This is a genomic window from Pseudomonas sp. SC3(2021), from assembly GCF_019856535.1.
In the GTDB taxonomy this organism is placed as follows: Bacteria; Pseudomonadota; Gammaproteobacteria; order Pseudomonadales; family Pseudomonadaceae; genus Aquipseudomonas; species Aquipseudomonas monsensis.
Genome location: NZ_CP082236.1, coordinates 5258397 through 5273530, shown reverse-complemented (window position 1 = coordinate 5273530; position 15134 = coordinate 5258397). Strand labels below are relative to the sequence as shown.

Annotated in this window: 12 protein-coding genes; 5 read left to right on the top strand and 7 right to left on the bottom strand. The window is 60.6% G+C overall.

Annotated elements, in window-relative coordinates:
- Position 1: 1 nt before the first annotated feature.
- Both K5Y35_RS23415 and K5Y35_RS23410 read right to left on the bottom strand, forming a co-directional pair.
- Positions 2-961: an AAA family ATPase gene (locus tag K5Y35_RS23415; RefSeq protein WP_007913915.1), complete on the bottom strand. Its 960-nt coding sequence runs from the start codon at positions 959-961 to the stop codon at positions 2-4.
- A gap of 271 nt (positions 962-1232) precedes the next feature.
- Positions 1233-1586, bottom strand: coding sequence for a hypothetical protein (locus K5Y35_RS23410; RefSeq protein ID WP_186748466.1), 354 nt, complete (start codon positions 1584-1586; stop codon positions 1233-1235).
- 504 nt (positions 1587-2090) lie between these two features.
- On the opposite strand from K5Y35_RS23410, the gene K5Y35_RS23405 reads away from it, so the two are divergent.
- Positions 2091-6986 carry an NAD-glutamate dehydrogenase gene (locus tag K5Y35_RS23405; protein WP_222833082.1) on the top strand — a complete coding sequence of 1632 codons (4896 nt, stop codon included), beginning with the start codon at positions 2091-2093 and terminating at the stop codon, positions 6984-6986.
- 165 nt (positions 6987-7151) lie between these two features.
- On the opposite strand, the gene K5Y35_RS23400 is transcribed toward K5Y35_RS23405, so the two are convergent.
- From K5Y35_RS23400 to K5Y35_RS23385, 4 genes are all read right to left on the bottom strand, one after another.
- Positions 7152-7865, bottom strand: coding sequence for an ATPase (locus tag K5Y35_RS23400; protein WP_222833081.1), 714 nt, complete (start codon positions 7863-7865; stop codon positions 7152-7154).
- A gap of 216 nt (positions 7866-8081) precedes the next feature.
- Positions 8082-8486, bottom strand: coding sequence for a cupin domain-containing protein (locus K5Y35_RS23395; RefSeq protein WP_222833080.1), 405 nt, complete (start codon positions 8484-8486; stop codon positions 8082-8084).
- 230 nt (positions 8487-8716) lie between these two features.
- The gene (locus K5Y35_RS23390) at positions 8717-9010 is read right to left on the bottom strand and encodes a putative quinol monooxygenase (RefSeq protein ID WP_123468040.1); all 294 of its coding nucleotides are present in this window, start codon (positions 9008-9010) and stop codon (positions 8717-8719) included.
- A 123-nt stretch (positions 9011-9133) separates the two neighbouring features.
- Entirely contained in the window at positions 9134-10567 is a 1434-nt protein-coding gene (locus K5Y35_RS23385; protein ID WP_222833079.1) for a PLP-dependent aminotransferase family protein, read from the bottom strand.
- A 327-nt stretch (positions 10568-10894) separates the two neighbouring features.
- Between K5Y35_RS23385 and K5Y35_RS23380 the strand changes: the two genes are divergently transcribed.
- Positions 10895-11335 carry a carboxymuconolactone decarboxylase family protein gene (locus tag K5Y35_RS23380; RefSeq protein ID WP_222833078.1) on the top strand — a complete coding sequence of 147 codons (441 nt, stop codon included), beginning with the start codon at positions 10895-10897 and terminating at the stop codon, positions 11333-11335.
- Positions 11336-11577: 242 nt separating this feature from the next.
- Here K5Y35_RS23380 and K5Y35_RS23375 read toward each other — a convergent pair whose 3' ends face one another.
- A complete protein-coding gene (locus K5Y35_RS23375) occupies positions 11578-11922 on the bottom strand; it encodes a hypothetical protein (protein WP_123468045.1) in 345 nt (114 codons plus the stop codon).
- 207 nt (positions 11923-12129) lie between these two features.
- On the opposite strand from K5Y35_RS23375, the gene K5Y35_RS23370 reads away from it, so the two are divergent.
- The 3 genes from K5Y35_RS23370 to K5Y35_RS23360 are packed head-to-tail and all read left to right on the top strand — an operon-like array spanning position 12130 to position 14313.
- The gene (locus K5Y35_RS23370; protein ID WP_186748482.1) at positions 12130-12795 is read left to right on the top strand and encodes a secretin and TonB N-terminal domain-containing protein; all 666 of its coding nucleotides are present in this window, start codon (positions 12130-12132) and stop codon (positions 12793-12795) included.
- On the top strand, positions 12792-13343 hold the full coding sequence (locus K5Y35_RS23365; protein WP_222833077.1) for an RNA polymerase sigma factor: 552 nt from the start codon (positions 12792-12794) through the stop codon (positions 13341-13343). The genes K5Y35_RS23370 and K5Y35_RS23365 overlap by 4 nt, the downstream gene beginning before the upstream one ends.
- A gap of 31 nt (positions 13344-13374) precedes the next feature.
- Positions 13375-14313 (top strand): FecR family protein, encoded by a 939-nt coding sequence (locus tag K5Y35_RS23360; RefSeq protein WP_222833076.1) that lies wholly within the window; start codon positions 13375-13377, stop codon positions 14311-14313.
- Positions 14314-15134: the final 821 nt, after the last annotated feature.

Genomic DNA, 15134 nt, shown 5'->3' with positions numbered 1-15134 from the left:
GTCAAGCGACGGCTACGACGTCGAGAATCCGCTGCACCACCCGATCCTGATCAATGCCGGCGGCTTCGGCTTCAAACGACAGAATGATGCGATGACGCAACACGTCGAACAGCACCGCCTGAATGTCTTCGGGGCTGACGAAGTCGCGACCGGCCAGCCAGGCGTGGGCACGTGCGCAACGGTCGAGGGCGATCGAGCCACGCGGGCTCGCACCGTAGGCGATCCACTCGGCCATTTCCGGATCGAACTTGGCCGGGTTGCGCGTGGCCATGACCAGTTGCACCAGGTATTCCTCCACGGCGTCGGCCATGTACAGACCGAGGATTTCCTTGCGCGCAGCGAAAATCGCCTGCTGGCTGACGCGGCGTTCCGGTTTGGTTTCGCCGTTCAGCGCTTCGCCACGGGCCTGCTGCAGGATGCGGCGTTCGACGGCAGCATCCGGGAAACCGATTTTCACGTGCATGAGGAAGCGGTCGAGCTGCGCTTCCGGCAGCGGATAGGTGCCTTCCTGCTCGATCGGGTTCTGCGTGGCCATCACCAGAAACAGCGGCGACAGCTCATAGGTGCTGCGCCCGACACTGACCTGACGTTCGGCCATGGCTTCGAGCAGAGCCGATTGCACCTTGGCCGGGGCGCGGTTGATTTCGTCCGCCAGCACCAGGTTGTGGAAGATCGGCCCCTGCTGGAACACGAAGCTGCCGGTTTCCGGGCGATAGATCTCGGTGCCGGTGATGTCGGCGGGCAAAAGGTCCGGGGTGAACTGAATGCGATGGAACTGGGCTTCGATGCCCTCGGCGAGTTCTTTGATCGCTTTGGTCTTGGCCAGACCCGGCGCGCCCTCGACCAGCATGTGACCGTCGGCGAGCAGGGCGATGAGCAAGCGCTCGATGAGTTTTTCCTGGCCGAGAATCTGCGTTGAAAGAAAGGTTCGCAGCGCCAGCAGCGCTTCACGATGTTCCATCGGTGACTGTTCCTGGAAAGGGGTGGCCACAGGCGTTCGAATAACGCCGGGGCTGGGGGCGTTACTTTAATCCATCGAGGGGGGTGGCGACTAACGGCATTTTGCGCAAAGTGCGGGAAATGACTTGGGCAATTGTTGGATTTTTGTAGCGCAGAGAGGTGCAGTGTTCTTCAGGGCCCCTTCGCGAGCAAGCTCGCTCCCACATTTGAGCGGCGTGCACCTATCAAATGTGGGAGCGAGCTTGCTCGCGAAGAGGCCAGTTCAGACGCCATCAAATCTCGCTGATGAAGGTACCCGTCCCATCAAGGATATTCTTCAAAGTCTCGACAACCTCATCCAGATCAACCATATCCGGGTTGAAGGTGATTTCCAGCACATCATCCCCGTTCAAAGCATCGGCATCCGCCGCCGCGATCTCGATCTTCAGCAGCGTCTTGCTCAGGGTGACTTTCACCCCGTCCAGCGTCGACGGCTCGCCATCCAGGGTGATCTCCAGCTCATCCTCGTCCGGATAGCGGCTCATCACAAACATCTCGCCCTTGTCGGTGTGGCAGCCAATCATGGCCATGTTGTCTTCTTCGTCATCGCACGGGTTGACGATCAGTAGGGCGGTGTTCATTTGCATGGTCAATTCCTGCCTTGAGGGGCGTGTCGGTCGCAATAGGGCGCGATTCTGCCAGCCCTCGGGAATTTCTGCATGTGAGAGTGTCAGAGGATGTGTCGCGAGCACGGCACAGGTCAATGGTCACTTCTGGCACGCCTGTACCGTAAAGGCGGGCATTCAGGCCGCCGTTTTCCGCCACGACTGCTAGTGTTTACCGGTGCCAAACCCTCGGTTTACGTGCCAATGACCGAATATGTCGCAGCACCGCAAGCAGACACATTGTCGCACCCATTAAGCTGCGCAACGGATGAGCACCTGTAAAGGCATTGTCAGCAGTGCGGACAGTCGTTTTTGCAGATGCCCATTCAATGGAAGGTGAATGTGACCTGAGTGTCTCGTCCAGCTTCACCCACCTGTCACCCTGTTTCCTCTGCCCGAGAATCAGGAACAGGGCGACACAGGCCCCGAAAGGGGTGTTGCACGCGACGCTTTCCATCAATAACAAGCTTAAGCGGAGTACCACAGATGGCGTTCTTCACCGCAGCCAGCAAAGCCGACTTCCAGCACCAACTGCAAGCGGCACTGGCGCAGCACATCAGTGAACAGGCACTGCCACAAGTGGCGCTGTTCGCTGAACAATTCTTCGGCATCATTTCCCTGGACGAGCTGACTCAACGTCGCCTCTCCGACCTCGCTGGCTGTACTCTTTCCGCGTGGCGCCTGCTTGAGCGCTTCGATCACGCGCAACCGCAAGTGCGCGTCTACAACCCCGATTACGAACGCCACGGCTGGCAGTCGACCCACACCGCGGTCGAAGTGCTGCACCACGACCTGCCATTCCTGGTCGACTCGGTCCGCACCGAACTGAACCGCCGCGGCTACAGCATCCACACCCTGCAAACCACCGTGCTCAGCGTACGCCGTGGCAGCAAGGGCGAGTTGCTGGAAATCCTGCCAAAAGGCAGCACCGGTGAAGGCGTGCTGCACGAGTCGCTGATGTACCTGGAAATCGACCGCTGCGCCAACGCGGCCGAACTGAGTGCGCTGAGCAAAGAGCTGGAACAGGTGCTCGGTGAAGTCCGCGTCGCGGTCGCCGATTTCGAGCCGATGAAGGCCAAGGTGCAGGAAATCCTCACCAAGCTCGATCACAGCGCCTTCGCCGTCGATGCCGACGAAAAGAACGAAATCAAGAGCTTCCTGGAATGGCTGGTGGGCAACCACTTCACCTTCCTCGGCTACGAAGAATTCGTGGTTACCGATCAGGCCGATGGCGGCCACATCGAATACGACCAGAATTCCTTCCTCGGCCTGACCAAACTGCTGCGCACCGGCCTGACCTACGAAGACCTGCGCATCGAAGACTACGCAGTGAAATACCTGCGCGAACCGACCCTGCTGTCGTTCGCCAAGGCCGCGCACCCGAGCCGCGTGCACCGTCCGGCGTACCCTGATTACGTGTCGATCCGTGAAATCGACGCGGACGGCAACGTCATTAAGGAACACCGTTTCATGGGCCTGTACACCTCGTCGGTGTATGGCGAGAGCGTGCGGGTCATCCCGTTCATCCGCCGCAAGGTCGAAGAAATCGAACGCCGTTCCGGCTTCCAGTCCAAGGCTCACCTGGGCAAGGAACTGGCGCAGGTCCTCGAAGTGCTGCCGCGTGACGACCTGTTCCAGACTCCGGTCGACGAACTGTTCACCACCGTCATGTCGATCGTGCAGATCCAGGAACGCAACAAGATCCGCGTGTTCCTGCGCAAAGACCCGTACGGTCGTTTCTGCTACTGCCTGGCCTACGTGCCGCGCGACATCTATTCCACCGAAGTGCGCCAGAAGATCCAGCAAGTGCTGATGGAGCGCCTGAAAGCCTCCGACTGCGAATTCTGGACGTTCTTCTCCGAGTCCGTGCTGGCCCGCGTGCAGCTGATCCTGCGTGTCGATCCGAAGAACCGCATCGACATCGACCCGGTGCTGCTGGAAAAAGAAGTCGTACAAGCCTGCCGCAGCTGGCAGGACGACTACGCTGCCCTGACCGTCGAAAGCTTCGGCGAAGCCCACGGCACCAACGTGCTGGCCGACTTTCCGAAAGGCTTCCCGGCCGGCTACCGCGAGCGTTTCGCTGCGCATTCGGCCGTGGTCGACATGCAGCACCTGCTGAGCCTCAACGAAAAAAGTCCGCTGGTGATGAGCTTCTATCAGCCGCTGGGCCAGGTGTCCGGCCAGCGCGAGCTGCATTGCAAGCTGTATCACGCCGACACGCCGCTGGCGTTGTCCGACGTGCTGCCGATTCTGGAAAACCTCGGCCTGCGCGTGCTGGGTGAATTCCCGTACCGCCTGCGTCACACCAACGGCCGCGAGTTCTGGATTCACGACTTCGCGTTCACCGCTGCCGAAGGCCTGGACCTCGACATCCAGCAACTTAATGACACCCTGCAGGACGCGTTCGTGCACATCGTCCGTGGCGATGCCGAGAACGATGCGTTCAACCGTCTGGTGCTGACCGCCGGCCTGCCGTGGCGTGACGTGGCGCTGCTGCGCGCCTACGCGCGTTACCTGAAGCAGATTCGCCTGGGCTTCGACCTGGGTTACATCGCCAGCACCCTGAACAACCACACCGACATCGCTCGCGAGCTGACCCGGTTGTTCAAGACCCGCTTCTATCTGGCGCGCAAACTCAGCGATGAAGATCTGGAAGACAAGCAGCAGCGTCTGGAACAGGCGATTCTGACCGCACTGGACGACGTCCAGGTGCTCAACGAAGACCGCATCCTGCGTCGTTACCTCGACCTGATCAAAGCCACCCTGCGCACCAACTTCTACCAGACTGACGCCAACGGCCAGAACAAGTCGTACTTCAGCTTCAAGTTCAACCCGCACGCGATCCCTGAACTGCCGAAGCCGGTACCGAAGTTCGAAATCTTCGTTTACTCGCCACGCGTCGAAGGTGTGCACCTGCGCTTCGGCAACGTTGCTCGCGGTGGTCTGCGCTGGTCCGACCGTGAAGAAGACTTCCGTACCGAAGTCCTCGGCCTGGTAAAAGCCCAGCAAGTGAAGAACTCGGTCATCGTGCCGGTGGGTGCGAAGGGCGGCTTCCTGCCGCGTCGCCTGCCACTGGGCGGCAGCCGTGACGAGATCGCGGCCGAGGGCATTGCCTGCTACCGCATCTTCATTTCGGGTCTGCTGGACATCACCGACAACCTGAAAGACGGCGTGCTGGTACCGCCGGCCAACGTCGTGCGGCATGACGACGATGACCCGTACCTGGTAGTAGCCGCGGACAAGGGCACTGCAACCTTCTCCGACATCGCCAACGGCATCGCCATCGACTACGGCTTCTGGCTGGGCGACGCGTTTGCCTCCGGTGGTTCGGCCGGTTACGACCACAAGAAAATGGGCATCACCGCCAAGGGCGCGTGGGTTGGCGTACAACGTCACTTCCGCGAGCGCGGCATCAATGTTCAGGAAGACAGCATCACTGTGGTCGGCGTGGGTGACATGGCCGGTGACGTGTTCGGTAACGGCCTGTTGATGTCCGACAAGCTGCAACTGGTCGCGGCTTTCAACCACATGCACATCTTCATCGACCCGAACCCGAACCCGGCGACCAGCTTCGCCGAGCGTCAGCGCATGTTCGACCTGCCGCGTTCGGCCTGGACCGACTACGACACCAGCATCATGTCCGAAGGTGGCGGTATCTTCTCGCGCAGCGCGAAGAGCATCGCGATCTCCCCGCAGATGCAGGAACGCTTCGACATCAAGGCGGACAAGCTGACCCCGACCGAACTGCTGAACGCCTTGCTCAAGGCGCCGGTGGATCTGCTGTGGAACGGCGGTATCGGTACTTACGTGAAAGCCAGCACCGAAAGCCACGCCGATGTCGGCGACAAGGCCAACGATGCTCTGCGCGTGAACGGCAACGAACTGCGCTGCAAAGTAGTGGGCGAGGGCGGTAACCTCGGCATGACCCAACTGGGTCGTGTGGAGTTCGGCCTCAATGGCGGCGGTTCCAACACCGACTTCATCGACAACGCCGGTGGCGTGGACTGCTCCGACCACGAAGTGAACATCAAGATCCTGCTGAACGAAGTGGTTCAGGCTGGCGACATGACCGACAAGCAACGTAACCAGTTGCTGGCGAGCATGACCGACGAAGTCGGTGGTCTGGTGTTGGGCAACAACTACAAGCAGACCCAGGCCCTGTCCCTGGCGGCGCGTCGTGCCTACGAGCGCATTGCCGAGTACAAGCGTCTGATGAGCGATCTGGAAGGCCGTGGCAAGCTGGACCGTGCCATCGAGTTCCTGCCGACCGAAGAGCAGATCAACGAGCGCGTTGCGGCAGGCCATGGCCTGACCCGTCCTGAGCTGTCGGTGCTGATCTCGTACAGCAAGATCGACCTCAAGGAACAGCTGCTGAACTCGCTGGTGCCGGATGACGATTACCTGACCCGCGACATGGAAACGGCGTTCCCGCCGACCCTGGTCAGCAAGTTCTCCGAGGCCATGCGTCGTCACCGTCTGAAGCGCGAGATCGTCAGCACCCAGATCGCCAACGACCTGGTCAACCACATGGGCATCACCTTCGTTCAACGACTCAAAGAGTCGACCGGCATGAGCCCGGCGAACGTGGCCGGTGCTTACGTGATCGTGCGTGACATCTTCCACCTCCCGCACTGGTTCCGTCAGATCGAGGCGCTGGACTATCAGGTTTCCGCTGACGTGCAGCTGGAGCTGATGGACGAGCTGATGCGTCTGGGCCGCCGCGCTACCCGCTGGTTCCTGCGTGCCCGTCGCAACGAGCAGAACGCTGCCCGTGACGTCGCGCACTTCGGTCCGCACCTGAAAGAGTTGGGTCTGAAGCTCGACGAACTGCTGAGCGGCGAAATCCGCGAAAACTGGCAGGCGCGTTATCAGGCTTACGTCGAAGCCGGTGTGCCGGAGTTGCTGGCGCGTATGGTCGCGGGCACCTCGCACCTGTACACCCTGCTGCCGATCATCGAAGCGTCCGACGTGACTGGCCAGAACCCGGCCGAAGTGGCCAAGGCGTACTTCGCCGTGGGCAGTGCGCTGGACATCACCTGGTACCTGCAACAGATCAGTGCACTGCCGGTTGAAAACAACTGGCAGGCCCTGGCCCGTGAAGCGTTCCGTGACGATGTCGACTGGCAGCAACGTGCGATCACCATCTCCGTCCTGCAACAGGGCGACGGCACTCAGGACGTGGAAGCACGCCTGGCGCTGTGGATGGAGCAGCACGAAAGCATGATCTCGCGCTGGCGTGCCATGCTGGTGGAAATCCGTGCAGCGAGCGGCACGGACTACGCCATGTATGCGGTGGCCAACCGTGAACTGCTGGACCTCGCCTTGAGCGGGCAAGCCGTGGTGGCCCCGGCTGCTGCGAATGCCGAGCTTGAACTGGCGTAAGTAGTGGTTGAATGAAAAAGCCCCTGCATTGTGAGATGCAGGGGCTTTTTTATGCCTGAGGATTTTGTGTTGTCTAGTCTGGCCCCTTCGCGAGCAAGCTCGCTCTCACATTTGAAATGCATTCCCCCTGTGGGAGCGAGCTTGCTCGCGAAGGGGCCCTTGTCATCAATACAACTTAGATGACTGTTTGCTATCAAGCATCGACACTTTGTCCGCAGGTCTAGCGACTAAATTGTTGAGCGACTGGTCAAACTTCTGCAGCGCCCGAACTTGCACATCCTGCTGCTGATTAATATCCGCAACAATCTCCTCCGAACGTTTGAAGTCCGCCCACACGGGCGTCAATTCTCTCGCCTCGGAGCCTTTCGCCGTACCGATGTAATTCAACTGCGCATCATAGAAGTCCGCGCTCACGTCTGCCTTGATGTCGGAACTGCGCGAAGTGATCAACTGGCTGTGGGTGTCGACAATCGCCACCACATCCGGTCTGGCTGCGCGCAGGCTGTGCATGTCCGGATACACCGTCACCGAGCCGAACTGGCGTTGCAGCGATGCCTTGACCCAATCCACCGACATGTCCGGCTTGGAGCTGGCAACATAGGCGTCATGGATCGGTTGCACCAGCAAACTCTGGCCGAAACCGGTGCCGGCGTTGGCTTGATAGTCGCGCAGGTATTCGCGGTTGGTCTGGGTGCCTGGGCTGTAGACCACGCCGAGCGACACGCCGGGGCCGCTTTTCACCTGCGCCGCGCTGCTGCGGCCGACTGGTTGGGTGAAGAGGGTGTCGAGGGACGAGACGGCTTTCGGCGCGGTGGGTACTGAACAGGCGGACAAGGCTAGAACCGATATCGCCAAGGTACTGGCAAAGGCAAGTTTCATGGTGTTTCTCCCGTGAAACAACATCAGTCGGACAGTTTAAAAGTCGTTAATCACGACCGTTAACTCAGACTAAACCCGCCAACCTGACAATTTGCTGAGCGAACCGCCGTTGAATAGTTTCATTTGCTGTAACTCGCAGCGGTTAATGACGCCGGGAAATAAAAAGGCGCAAATCCGCGATTTGCGCCTGATTATTTATGGCTGGTTAAACAGTCATCAGTTTTTCAGCGGGATCAGCACTTGCTCATCCGGGGCCAGCACCATGAACACCAGCAACTTCGCCGGTTTGCTCTGGCTGGCATTTTTCGACACCAGATGCTCGGAGCCGGCGGGTTCGTACCAGAACTGGCCCTTCTTGTAAGTGATTGGTGATTCACCCTTGACCTGGGAAATCACCTCACCTTCCAGCACGTAAGCCATCGCCGTGCCGTCGTGCCTGTGGGCGATAGAGGACTGGCCGGGTTTGTAGTCCACTTCGATCATCATGGCTTTTTTGCCGGGAGCGTTTTTCAGCATCTGGTCTTGCAGCACGGTGACTTTTTCTGACGGATCGTGAGCGAAGACGGCCGTGGTGCAAAGGCTCAGGGCGAGGGCGGCAGCGAAGAGGGGCAGGGCTTTCATGGCGGGTTACCTGTGATGATCGGGGTGGTGCTGATCACAGTAGTCCGCAGGGCGGAGCATTCAAACGGCCAATATTCGGGAAGATCGGGTGACCAATCTGTGGGTTTTCAGCGCTTGCAAATAAGCCATCGCTGGCAAGCCAGCTCCCACAGGATTCAGCGTTGTTCGAAAATTAATGTACGACACAAAAAACTGTGGGAGCTGGCTTGCCAGCGATGGCGTCAATAAGGTCAAACGATAGGAAACGAGTTGAAATCGACGCTATTGGCCAGCCGGCTATCAATCAGGTCAATAAACCCCTGCGCCTCGGGCCGGTTGAAATGCGCCTGCATCGCCGCCTCCGACTGCCAATGGGCGCTGACCGTCCAGCGGTGGCTGTCCTCGGGGCAGCGGTCGACCAGGTAGGAATCGCAGCCGGGTGTCTCGCGCAAGGTGTCGACGATCCTCTGCAGTTGCCTGCCTAGCTCCTCCGAGCGGCCGGCAGCGGCCTGCACCTGAACGGTGTTGATCACTTCGTTGGACATTGCTCACACTCCTTAATCAGGCCGGACGAGTCCTGCTCATTGAGGGATAACGCTGATGCAGAATAGGCCTGCACCCCCGGATCACCAATAACCAATCGGCGGTTAATCACCCAGTCCAATCATTCACGCAACTTGTTGCAGGATGTCGCGCAGGCGATCCAGAGCGATATCAATGTCCAGCGTTTCAATGGCGCCGAAACCGAAGTACAAGCCGTTTTTCGCCGGTTGCTGGTCATAGAAAATGTCGATGGAGTACAGGCCGACCTCGACCCTTTTCGCCAGTTCGATCACCAGCGGCAGATCGATCGGCACCTTGCAGAGCACCGCCATATGAAAGCCCGCAGTGGCTGGCACCGCGTCGAGCCAGGGCGACAGATCGGTCGCCATGCGCGCCAGAATCCGTTCGCGGCGCTGGGCGTAAATCGCGTGGCAGCGGCGGATGTGCTTGAGCAGACAACCCTCGGCGATGAACTTGGCCAGCGCCCATTGCGGCAGGGTTGGGGCATGCTGGTCGGTGAGTTTTTTGGCGCGAATCACCGCTTCGAGGATCGCCGGCGGCAGGATCGCGTAGCCCAGGCGCAGCTCTGGCAGCAGGGTTTTGGAGAACGTGCCGACGTAGGCGACGATGCCGCGCTGATCGAGGTCGTGCAGTGAGTCAGTGGGGCGACCTTCGTAGCGGAATTCGCTGTCATAGTCGTCCTCGATGATGATCGCCCCCAGCTCATAGGCCCGGGCCAGCAAGGCTTCACGGCGCGCCTGGCTCATCGACATACCCAGCGGGAACTGGTGTGACGGGGTGACGTAAATCAGCCGCGTGCCCTCGGGAATCTGCTCGGCCACAATGCCTTCGGCATCCACCGGCACACCGACCACTTGCGCGCCGTGGGTGCCGAACAGCAGACGCGCTGGCGGGTAGCCCGGGTCTTCCATTGCCACCCGGCTGCCGGGGCTGATCAGCACGCGGGAGATCAGGTCCAGCGCCTGTTGTGCACCGTTGCACACCACGATGTCTTCGTCCTGGCAGTTGATCCCGCGTGAGAACGCGATGTGCCCGGCAATCGCGTGGCGCAGCGCCGGAAGGCCTTCGGGCACGCTGTAGAAACCCTTGGAGACGGCCATCTGGCGCATGGCGTGCGCGACGCAGCGGCGCCAGTCGTCATGGGGAAACTGGCCCTTGCTGGTGGCGCCGCCGATGAAGTCGTAGCGCAGCGAGCCTTGCAGCGTCGGGTGCTGCAGGAACATCGGCAGCGTGCGCCAGCGCTCGATCACCTCGGCGCTGGCCAGTTCAGTGTGGCTTTGCTTGCGCTGAATCTGCGCCGGGCGCGCATTGACGTAGGTGCCTTTGCCGATCACCCCGGTGAGGAAGTTTTCGTAGGTCAACTGGGCGTAGGTGTCGGAAATGGTCTTGCGCGAGATGCCCAGTTGTTCGGCCAACAGGCGGCTGGGCGGCAACTGCGTACCCGCCGCGAGACGCCCGGATTCGATGGCCCCGCGCAGCTGTTGGTACAACTGGCCGGCGAGATCCTTGCGGCCGTTGATCACCACGTGAAGTTCCATACCGACGAGGCTCCGGGGGCTATTGGTGTGCCCGCCAGATTACCGCTGTTGCGTGGTCGGCAATAGTTGCGCACCACAAAAACCCGAAATTGGCCTCAATCCCCTGTTGGAGTGAGCCTGCTCGCGATAGCGGTGTATCAGGCGAAAAATTCTTTGGATGTGCCGACGTCATCGCGGGCAAGCCCGCTCCCACAGTGTTTTGCAGTGCCCGCAAGAAATCGTATTTTTCCTGTCAGTGGTGTAGCGGTTTTCCGTGCAATTGGGGCTGTAACGAGGGGGTGTCGGCGTTTACGGTGAAGTCATTATTCCTTCTGCCGAGACCTGCCCATGAGCCCGCGCCTGGATTACTACAATGCGTCGCCCAAGGCGATGAAAGCGATGATCGCGATGGAGGCGCTGACCAGCCACCTGAGCATCGAACAGCCGTTGCTGCAACTGATCAGGATCCGCGCCTCGCAGCTCAATGGCTGCGCGTTCTGTACCGACATGCACTCGGTGGATGCGCGGCGCGCGGGGGAGAGTGATCGGCGTTTGTATGCGATCGCGGTGTGGCGTGACAGCGGCTTCTTCAACCCGCGTGAGCGTGCGGCGCTGGCCTGGACCGAGGCGGTGACGTTGTTGGCTGAAAGTCATGTGCCCGATGAGGTGTACCAGCAGGCCAAGGCGCAGATGAGCGAAGCGGAACTGGTGGACCTGACGATCGCGGTGACCACGATCAACAGCTGGAATCGCCTGGCCGTCAGCTTCCGCCAAACCGCCAGTGACTGACGTACACATTCACCTGTGGCGAGGGGATTTATCCCCGTTGGGTTGCGAAGCAGCCCCGGAACCTTACAACTCGGTACATCAGGCACACCCTGCGCAGCGGGTTTACGACTGCTGCGCAGCCGAACGGGGATAAATCCCCTCGCCACAGGTTGGGAGCCTCCCTGCAGGTTGGTGAGCCTCCCTGCAGGTGTGTGAGTTCGCTCCTTACAGGTGTGTGAGTTCCTTGCCCCCAGGTGGATGTGTCATTTATTGATGAGTGGAGAGGTGCCGGCATTGGCTGGTGGGCGTTGCGGTTTTACCGAGGTGCCGAAGGTATTGCCCATTCGCGTACTGGTCGCGGCCGGGGTCGCGAGGCCCACCTGATTCGGTGGCCGCTTGTTGACGGGCACATTCAGCGCTTGCTGATTTTTCTCCGCCGCCGCTGCGCCTTGCGGGTTGTTGCCCATCTGCTGGCTCAGGCAATCGTAGTTCGGCGCCTTGTACCCGCCGACCGTCACCTCGACACAGCCCAAGGGTTCTTCGGCAAAAGCGCTCGACAGCGCCGTCAACAACAGCCCGCCAAGGCTGAATCGCCACAGTGTGTTCATGCTCGCCTCCTGGCCGGCCCGGAGGGGCCGCGCTATGGCTTGAGTCTAGTGCAAGCCTTGCGCAAATCCCGTGATGGTTTTTTTGCACCGTCCGTCACACCAGATTCATAAACAGCCCTCAGGATGACGATTTCCAAGGATTCGTCAGCCGTGCAGCGAGGCAGTTCCAGGGACGGTTTTCAGCGTTCAACGAGACTTGTGCGCCGGATGTGTCTGGGGTGGCTGCTTGGCTGTGCGGCGGGCCACGCCATGGCCGACGCGGTGCCGGCGGACTTGCGCATGACGCTGCACATTCCGGCACAGGATCTGGCACACGCGCTGGACCAGTACAGCCACGCCACCGGCGTAGCGGTGCTGGTCGACAGTCAGTTGAGTCGCGGTCGTCGCTCGCTGGCGGTGGACGGTGAGTACACCGCCGCCGATGCCTTGCGTCGATTGCTCGGCGGCAGTGGTTTGATGGCGCGTTATGCCCGGGACGATGCGTTTACGTTGCAAGTGGCGCAGGTCGAAGACGTGCCGGCGCCGCCACAAAAACAGACGCCCGAAAGCGTTGCCGTCAACCGCAGTTACGCCACGGCCGTGCAAGCGGCCATTGAGCGCAACCTGTGCCGTTCGCCGCTGACCCGCCCGGGCAGTTATCGCGCGGTGTTGCAGGTGTGGGTCGGGCGTGACGGCGTGGTGCAGCACAACCGGTTGGTCACCTCGACCGGCGATGTACGGCGCGACAATGCGCTGGTAGAGAGCTTTCGCAATCTCAGGATCGACCGGCCGACGCCCAGCGCCTTGCGTCAGCCGGTCACGTTGCTGTTGTTACCGGAGTCGTCAGGGAAACGCATGGAATGCACCACATGGGAAGGAGTTTCCGGGGGATGAAAGACACCGGACAAGGTTCGATGGTCCAACTGTTCCTGACGTCCTACGAGGACTTTCGGGTGCGCCTGCGCAGGCGTCTCGGTTCGGAAGACCTGGCCAACGACGTGCTGCACGAAACCTACTTGCGGGTCGACCGCATGGAGACGCCGCCGAACGTCCTGCGGCCCAACGCCTACCTCTATCGCATGGCCCTGAACATCGCTGCGGACCGCCGCCAGGCTGATGCGCGCCTGCTCACCGGCGAGGAAGTCGAGGAACTGCTGCAAATCGGCGACGAAGCCCTCGATCCGGCGCGGGTGGTGGGCGGGCAAAAGGAAATCCAGTCCCTGCTCAGTGCCCTCTACGAGCTGCCCGCACGCCGTCGCAGAATTTTCATCGCTGCGCGGCTGGAAGAGGCGCCGCACGTGGAGATTTCCCAGCGTTTTGGCATTTCCACGCGCATGGTCGAGAAGGAAATCAAAGCCGCGTTGGGCTTTTGTGCAGCGAAACTGGAAAGAAAAGTGTTTCAGCGGTTCGGTCGCGGGGCCGGAAAACCGTCTTCTGAATAGTGCCCGATCAATTCGTTGAGAATCTGCGCGTTTGAACATCTTTCGACTGACACCTGCCGAGCCATCGGCGGCCGACAATCTGCACAGCGAAGCCCGCGACTGGCTGGTCCTGCTGACCTCCGGCCGCGCCACCGTGGCCGATGCCCGCGCCTTGCGCGACTGGTGCGCACAGAGTGCCGAGCATGCGCGCGCATTCGAAGACGCCAAACGGTTGTGGCAGCAACTGCAACCGGCCGTGGAGCAAATGCAGGCGCCACGGCGCTTCGGTCGCCGGGCGTTTCTCGGTGGCGCGATTGCTGCGTCGGCGGCGTTTTTGCTGGTACGCGGGACGATTCCTGGCGGGTTTGACGGGCTGGGCGCTGACTACATAACCGAAGTCGGTCAGCAGCGTCGTTTCGAACCGGCGCAGGGTGTGAGCCTGGAGCTGAACACTCAGACGCGGATCAATCAACGTGCAGTGTGTGAGGGTGTGCAGGGTTTTGAGCTGGTCAGTGGTGAGGTTGAAGTGCAGACCGCGCGGTTGCCGCTGGCGATGCAGGCTGGAGGAGGGTGGTTGCGGGCGAGTCAGGCGCGTTTCAACTTGCGTAACACTGATCAGCAAGTTTGCGTGACCTGCCTTGATGGCGCGGTTGAAGTCGACGTAGAAGGCCGCAGCCTGCGCCTCGAACCGGGGCAGCAAGTGACCTACGATGCGCGGCAGGTTGGCAGTGTGCAGAGTGTCGACACGGCGGCGGTGATGAACTGGCGTCAGCAGGTGTTGGTGTTCAATGGTGCGACGCTGAGTCAGATGATTGATGAGATCAACCGCTATCGGCCTGGGATGTTGTTGCTGCTTAACCGGGAGCTGGGGCAGCGTCGGGTGCAGGCGCGGTTCAGCCTTGATCAACTTGCCGGGGTTGCGCTGTTGATTCGTGATGCTTATGGCGTCAAATGCACTGAGCTGCCGGGTGGCGTCGTTGTTTTGAGTTAGTGGGTTTGAACGTGTACATATCCGTTGCTGCGGTAACGGCCGCTTAGGGTTCCGCCCTTACGGCGGGTCACTTTTTCCAGACGCCGAAAAAGTAACCAAAAAGGCTTGCTCCTACGTGCGGCCCGCTCGCTGGGGCTCGGGGTTCCTTCGCTCCGGGATCCATCCGGGCGCATCGCCTCCGGTTTGCTTCGCTGCACCTCCTCTCGATGCATTTGGCTGCGCCAAACGGTCGCTGCGCTCCCACCCCCGGATGAATCCCTCCACTCAGCCTTCCGAAGTCGCCCATGGATCAAGATCAAAAGCTGCAGCCGAGCTTGCGCTCATCCTGTTGAGTGGGGCGGCTTTGCCGCTTGGGTTGTGCGCACATTAAAACGGTGGGAGCGAGCTTGCTCGCGAAGGCGGCCTGCCAGCCGACCAATCCCCAACTGACTCCACCCAACCCCTGTGGGAGCTGGCTTGCCAGCGATGACGGCCTGCCAGCCAACCAATCCCCAACTGACGCCACCCAACCCCTGTGGGAGCTGGCTTGCCAGCGATGACGGCCTGCCAGCCAACCAATCCCCAACTGACGCCACCCAACCCCACTGTGGGAGCGAGCTTGCTCGCGAAGACGTCCTGACAGCCAACCAATCCCAAACTGACGCCACCCAATCCCACTGTGGGAGCGAGCTTGCTCGCGAAGACGTCCTGACAGCCAACCAATCCCAAACTGACCTAACCCAATCCACCTGTAAGATTGAGCCTGCTCGCGATGACAACCTCACCGCCAACCAACCTCCAACTGCCTACCCCCAATCCCTGTGGGAGCTGGCTTGCCAGCG

What these genes read in the sequence shown, in the direction of transcription:
- K5Y35_RS23415 (WP_007913915.1), bottom strand. Translation starts at nt 961, where the DNA reads ATGGAACATCGTGAAGCGCTGCTGGCGCTGCGAACCTTTCTTTCAACG.
- K5Y35_RS23410 (WP_186748466.1), bottom strand. Translation starts at nt 1,586, where the DNA reads ATGCAAATGAACACCGCCCTACTGATCGTCAACCCGTGCGATGACGAA.
- K5Y35_RS23405 (WP_222833082.1), top strand. Translation starts at nt 2,091, where the DNA reads ATGGCGTTCTTCACCGCAGCCAGCAAAGCCGACTTCCAGCACCAACTG.
- K5Y35_RS23400 (WP_222833081.1), bottom strand. Translation starts at nt 7,865, where the DNA reads ATGAAACTTGCCTTTGCCAGTACCTTGGCGATATCGGTTCTAGCCTTG.
- K5Y35_RS23395 (WP_222833080.1), bottom strand. Translation starts at nt 8,486, where the DNA reads ATGAAAGCCCTGCCCCTCTTCGCTGCCGCCCTCGCCCTGAGCCTTTGC.
- K5Y35_RS23390 (WP_123468040.1), bottom strand. Translation starts at nt 9,010, where the DNA reads ATGTCCAACGAAGTGATCAACACCGTTCAGGTGCAGGCCGCTGCCGGC.
- K5Y35_RS23385 (WP_222833079.1), bottom strand. Translation starts at nt 10,567, where the DNA reads ATGGAACTTCACGTGGTGATCAACGGCCGCAAGGATCTCGCCGGCCAG.
- K5Y35_RS23380 (WP_222833078.1), top strand. Translation starts at nt 10,895, where the DNA reads ATGAGCCCGCGCCTGGATTACTACAATGCGTCGCCCAAGGCGATGAAA.
- K5Y35_RS23375 (WP_123468045.1), bottom strand. Translation starts at nt 11,922, where the DNA reads ATGAACACACTGTGGCGATTCAGCCTTGGCGGGCTGTTGTTGACGGCG.
- K5Y35_RS23370 (WP_186748482.1), top strand. Translation starts at nt 12,130, where the DNA reads ATGTGTCTGGGGTGGCTGCTTGGCTGTGCGGCGGGCCACGCCATGGCC.
- K5Y35_RS23365 (WP_222833077.1), top strand. Translation starts at nt 12,792, where the DNA reads ATGAAAGACACCGGACAAGGTTCGATGGTCCAACTGTTCCTGACGTCC.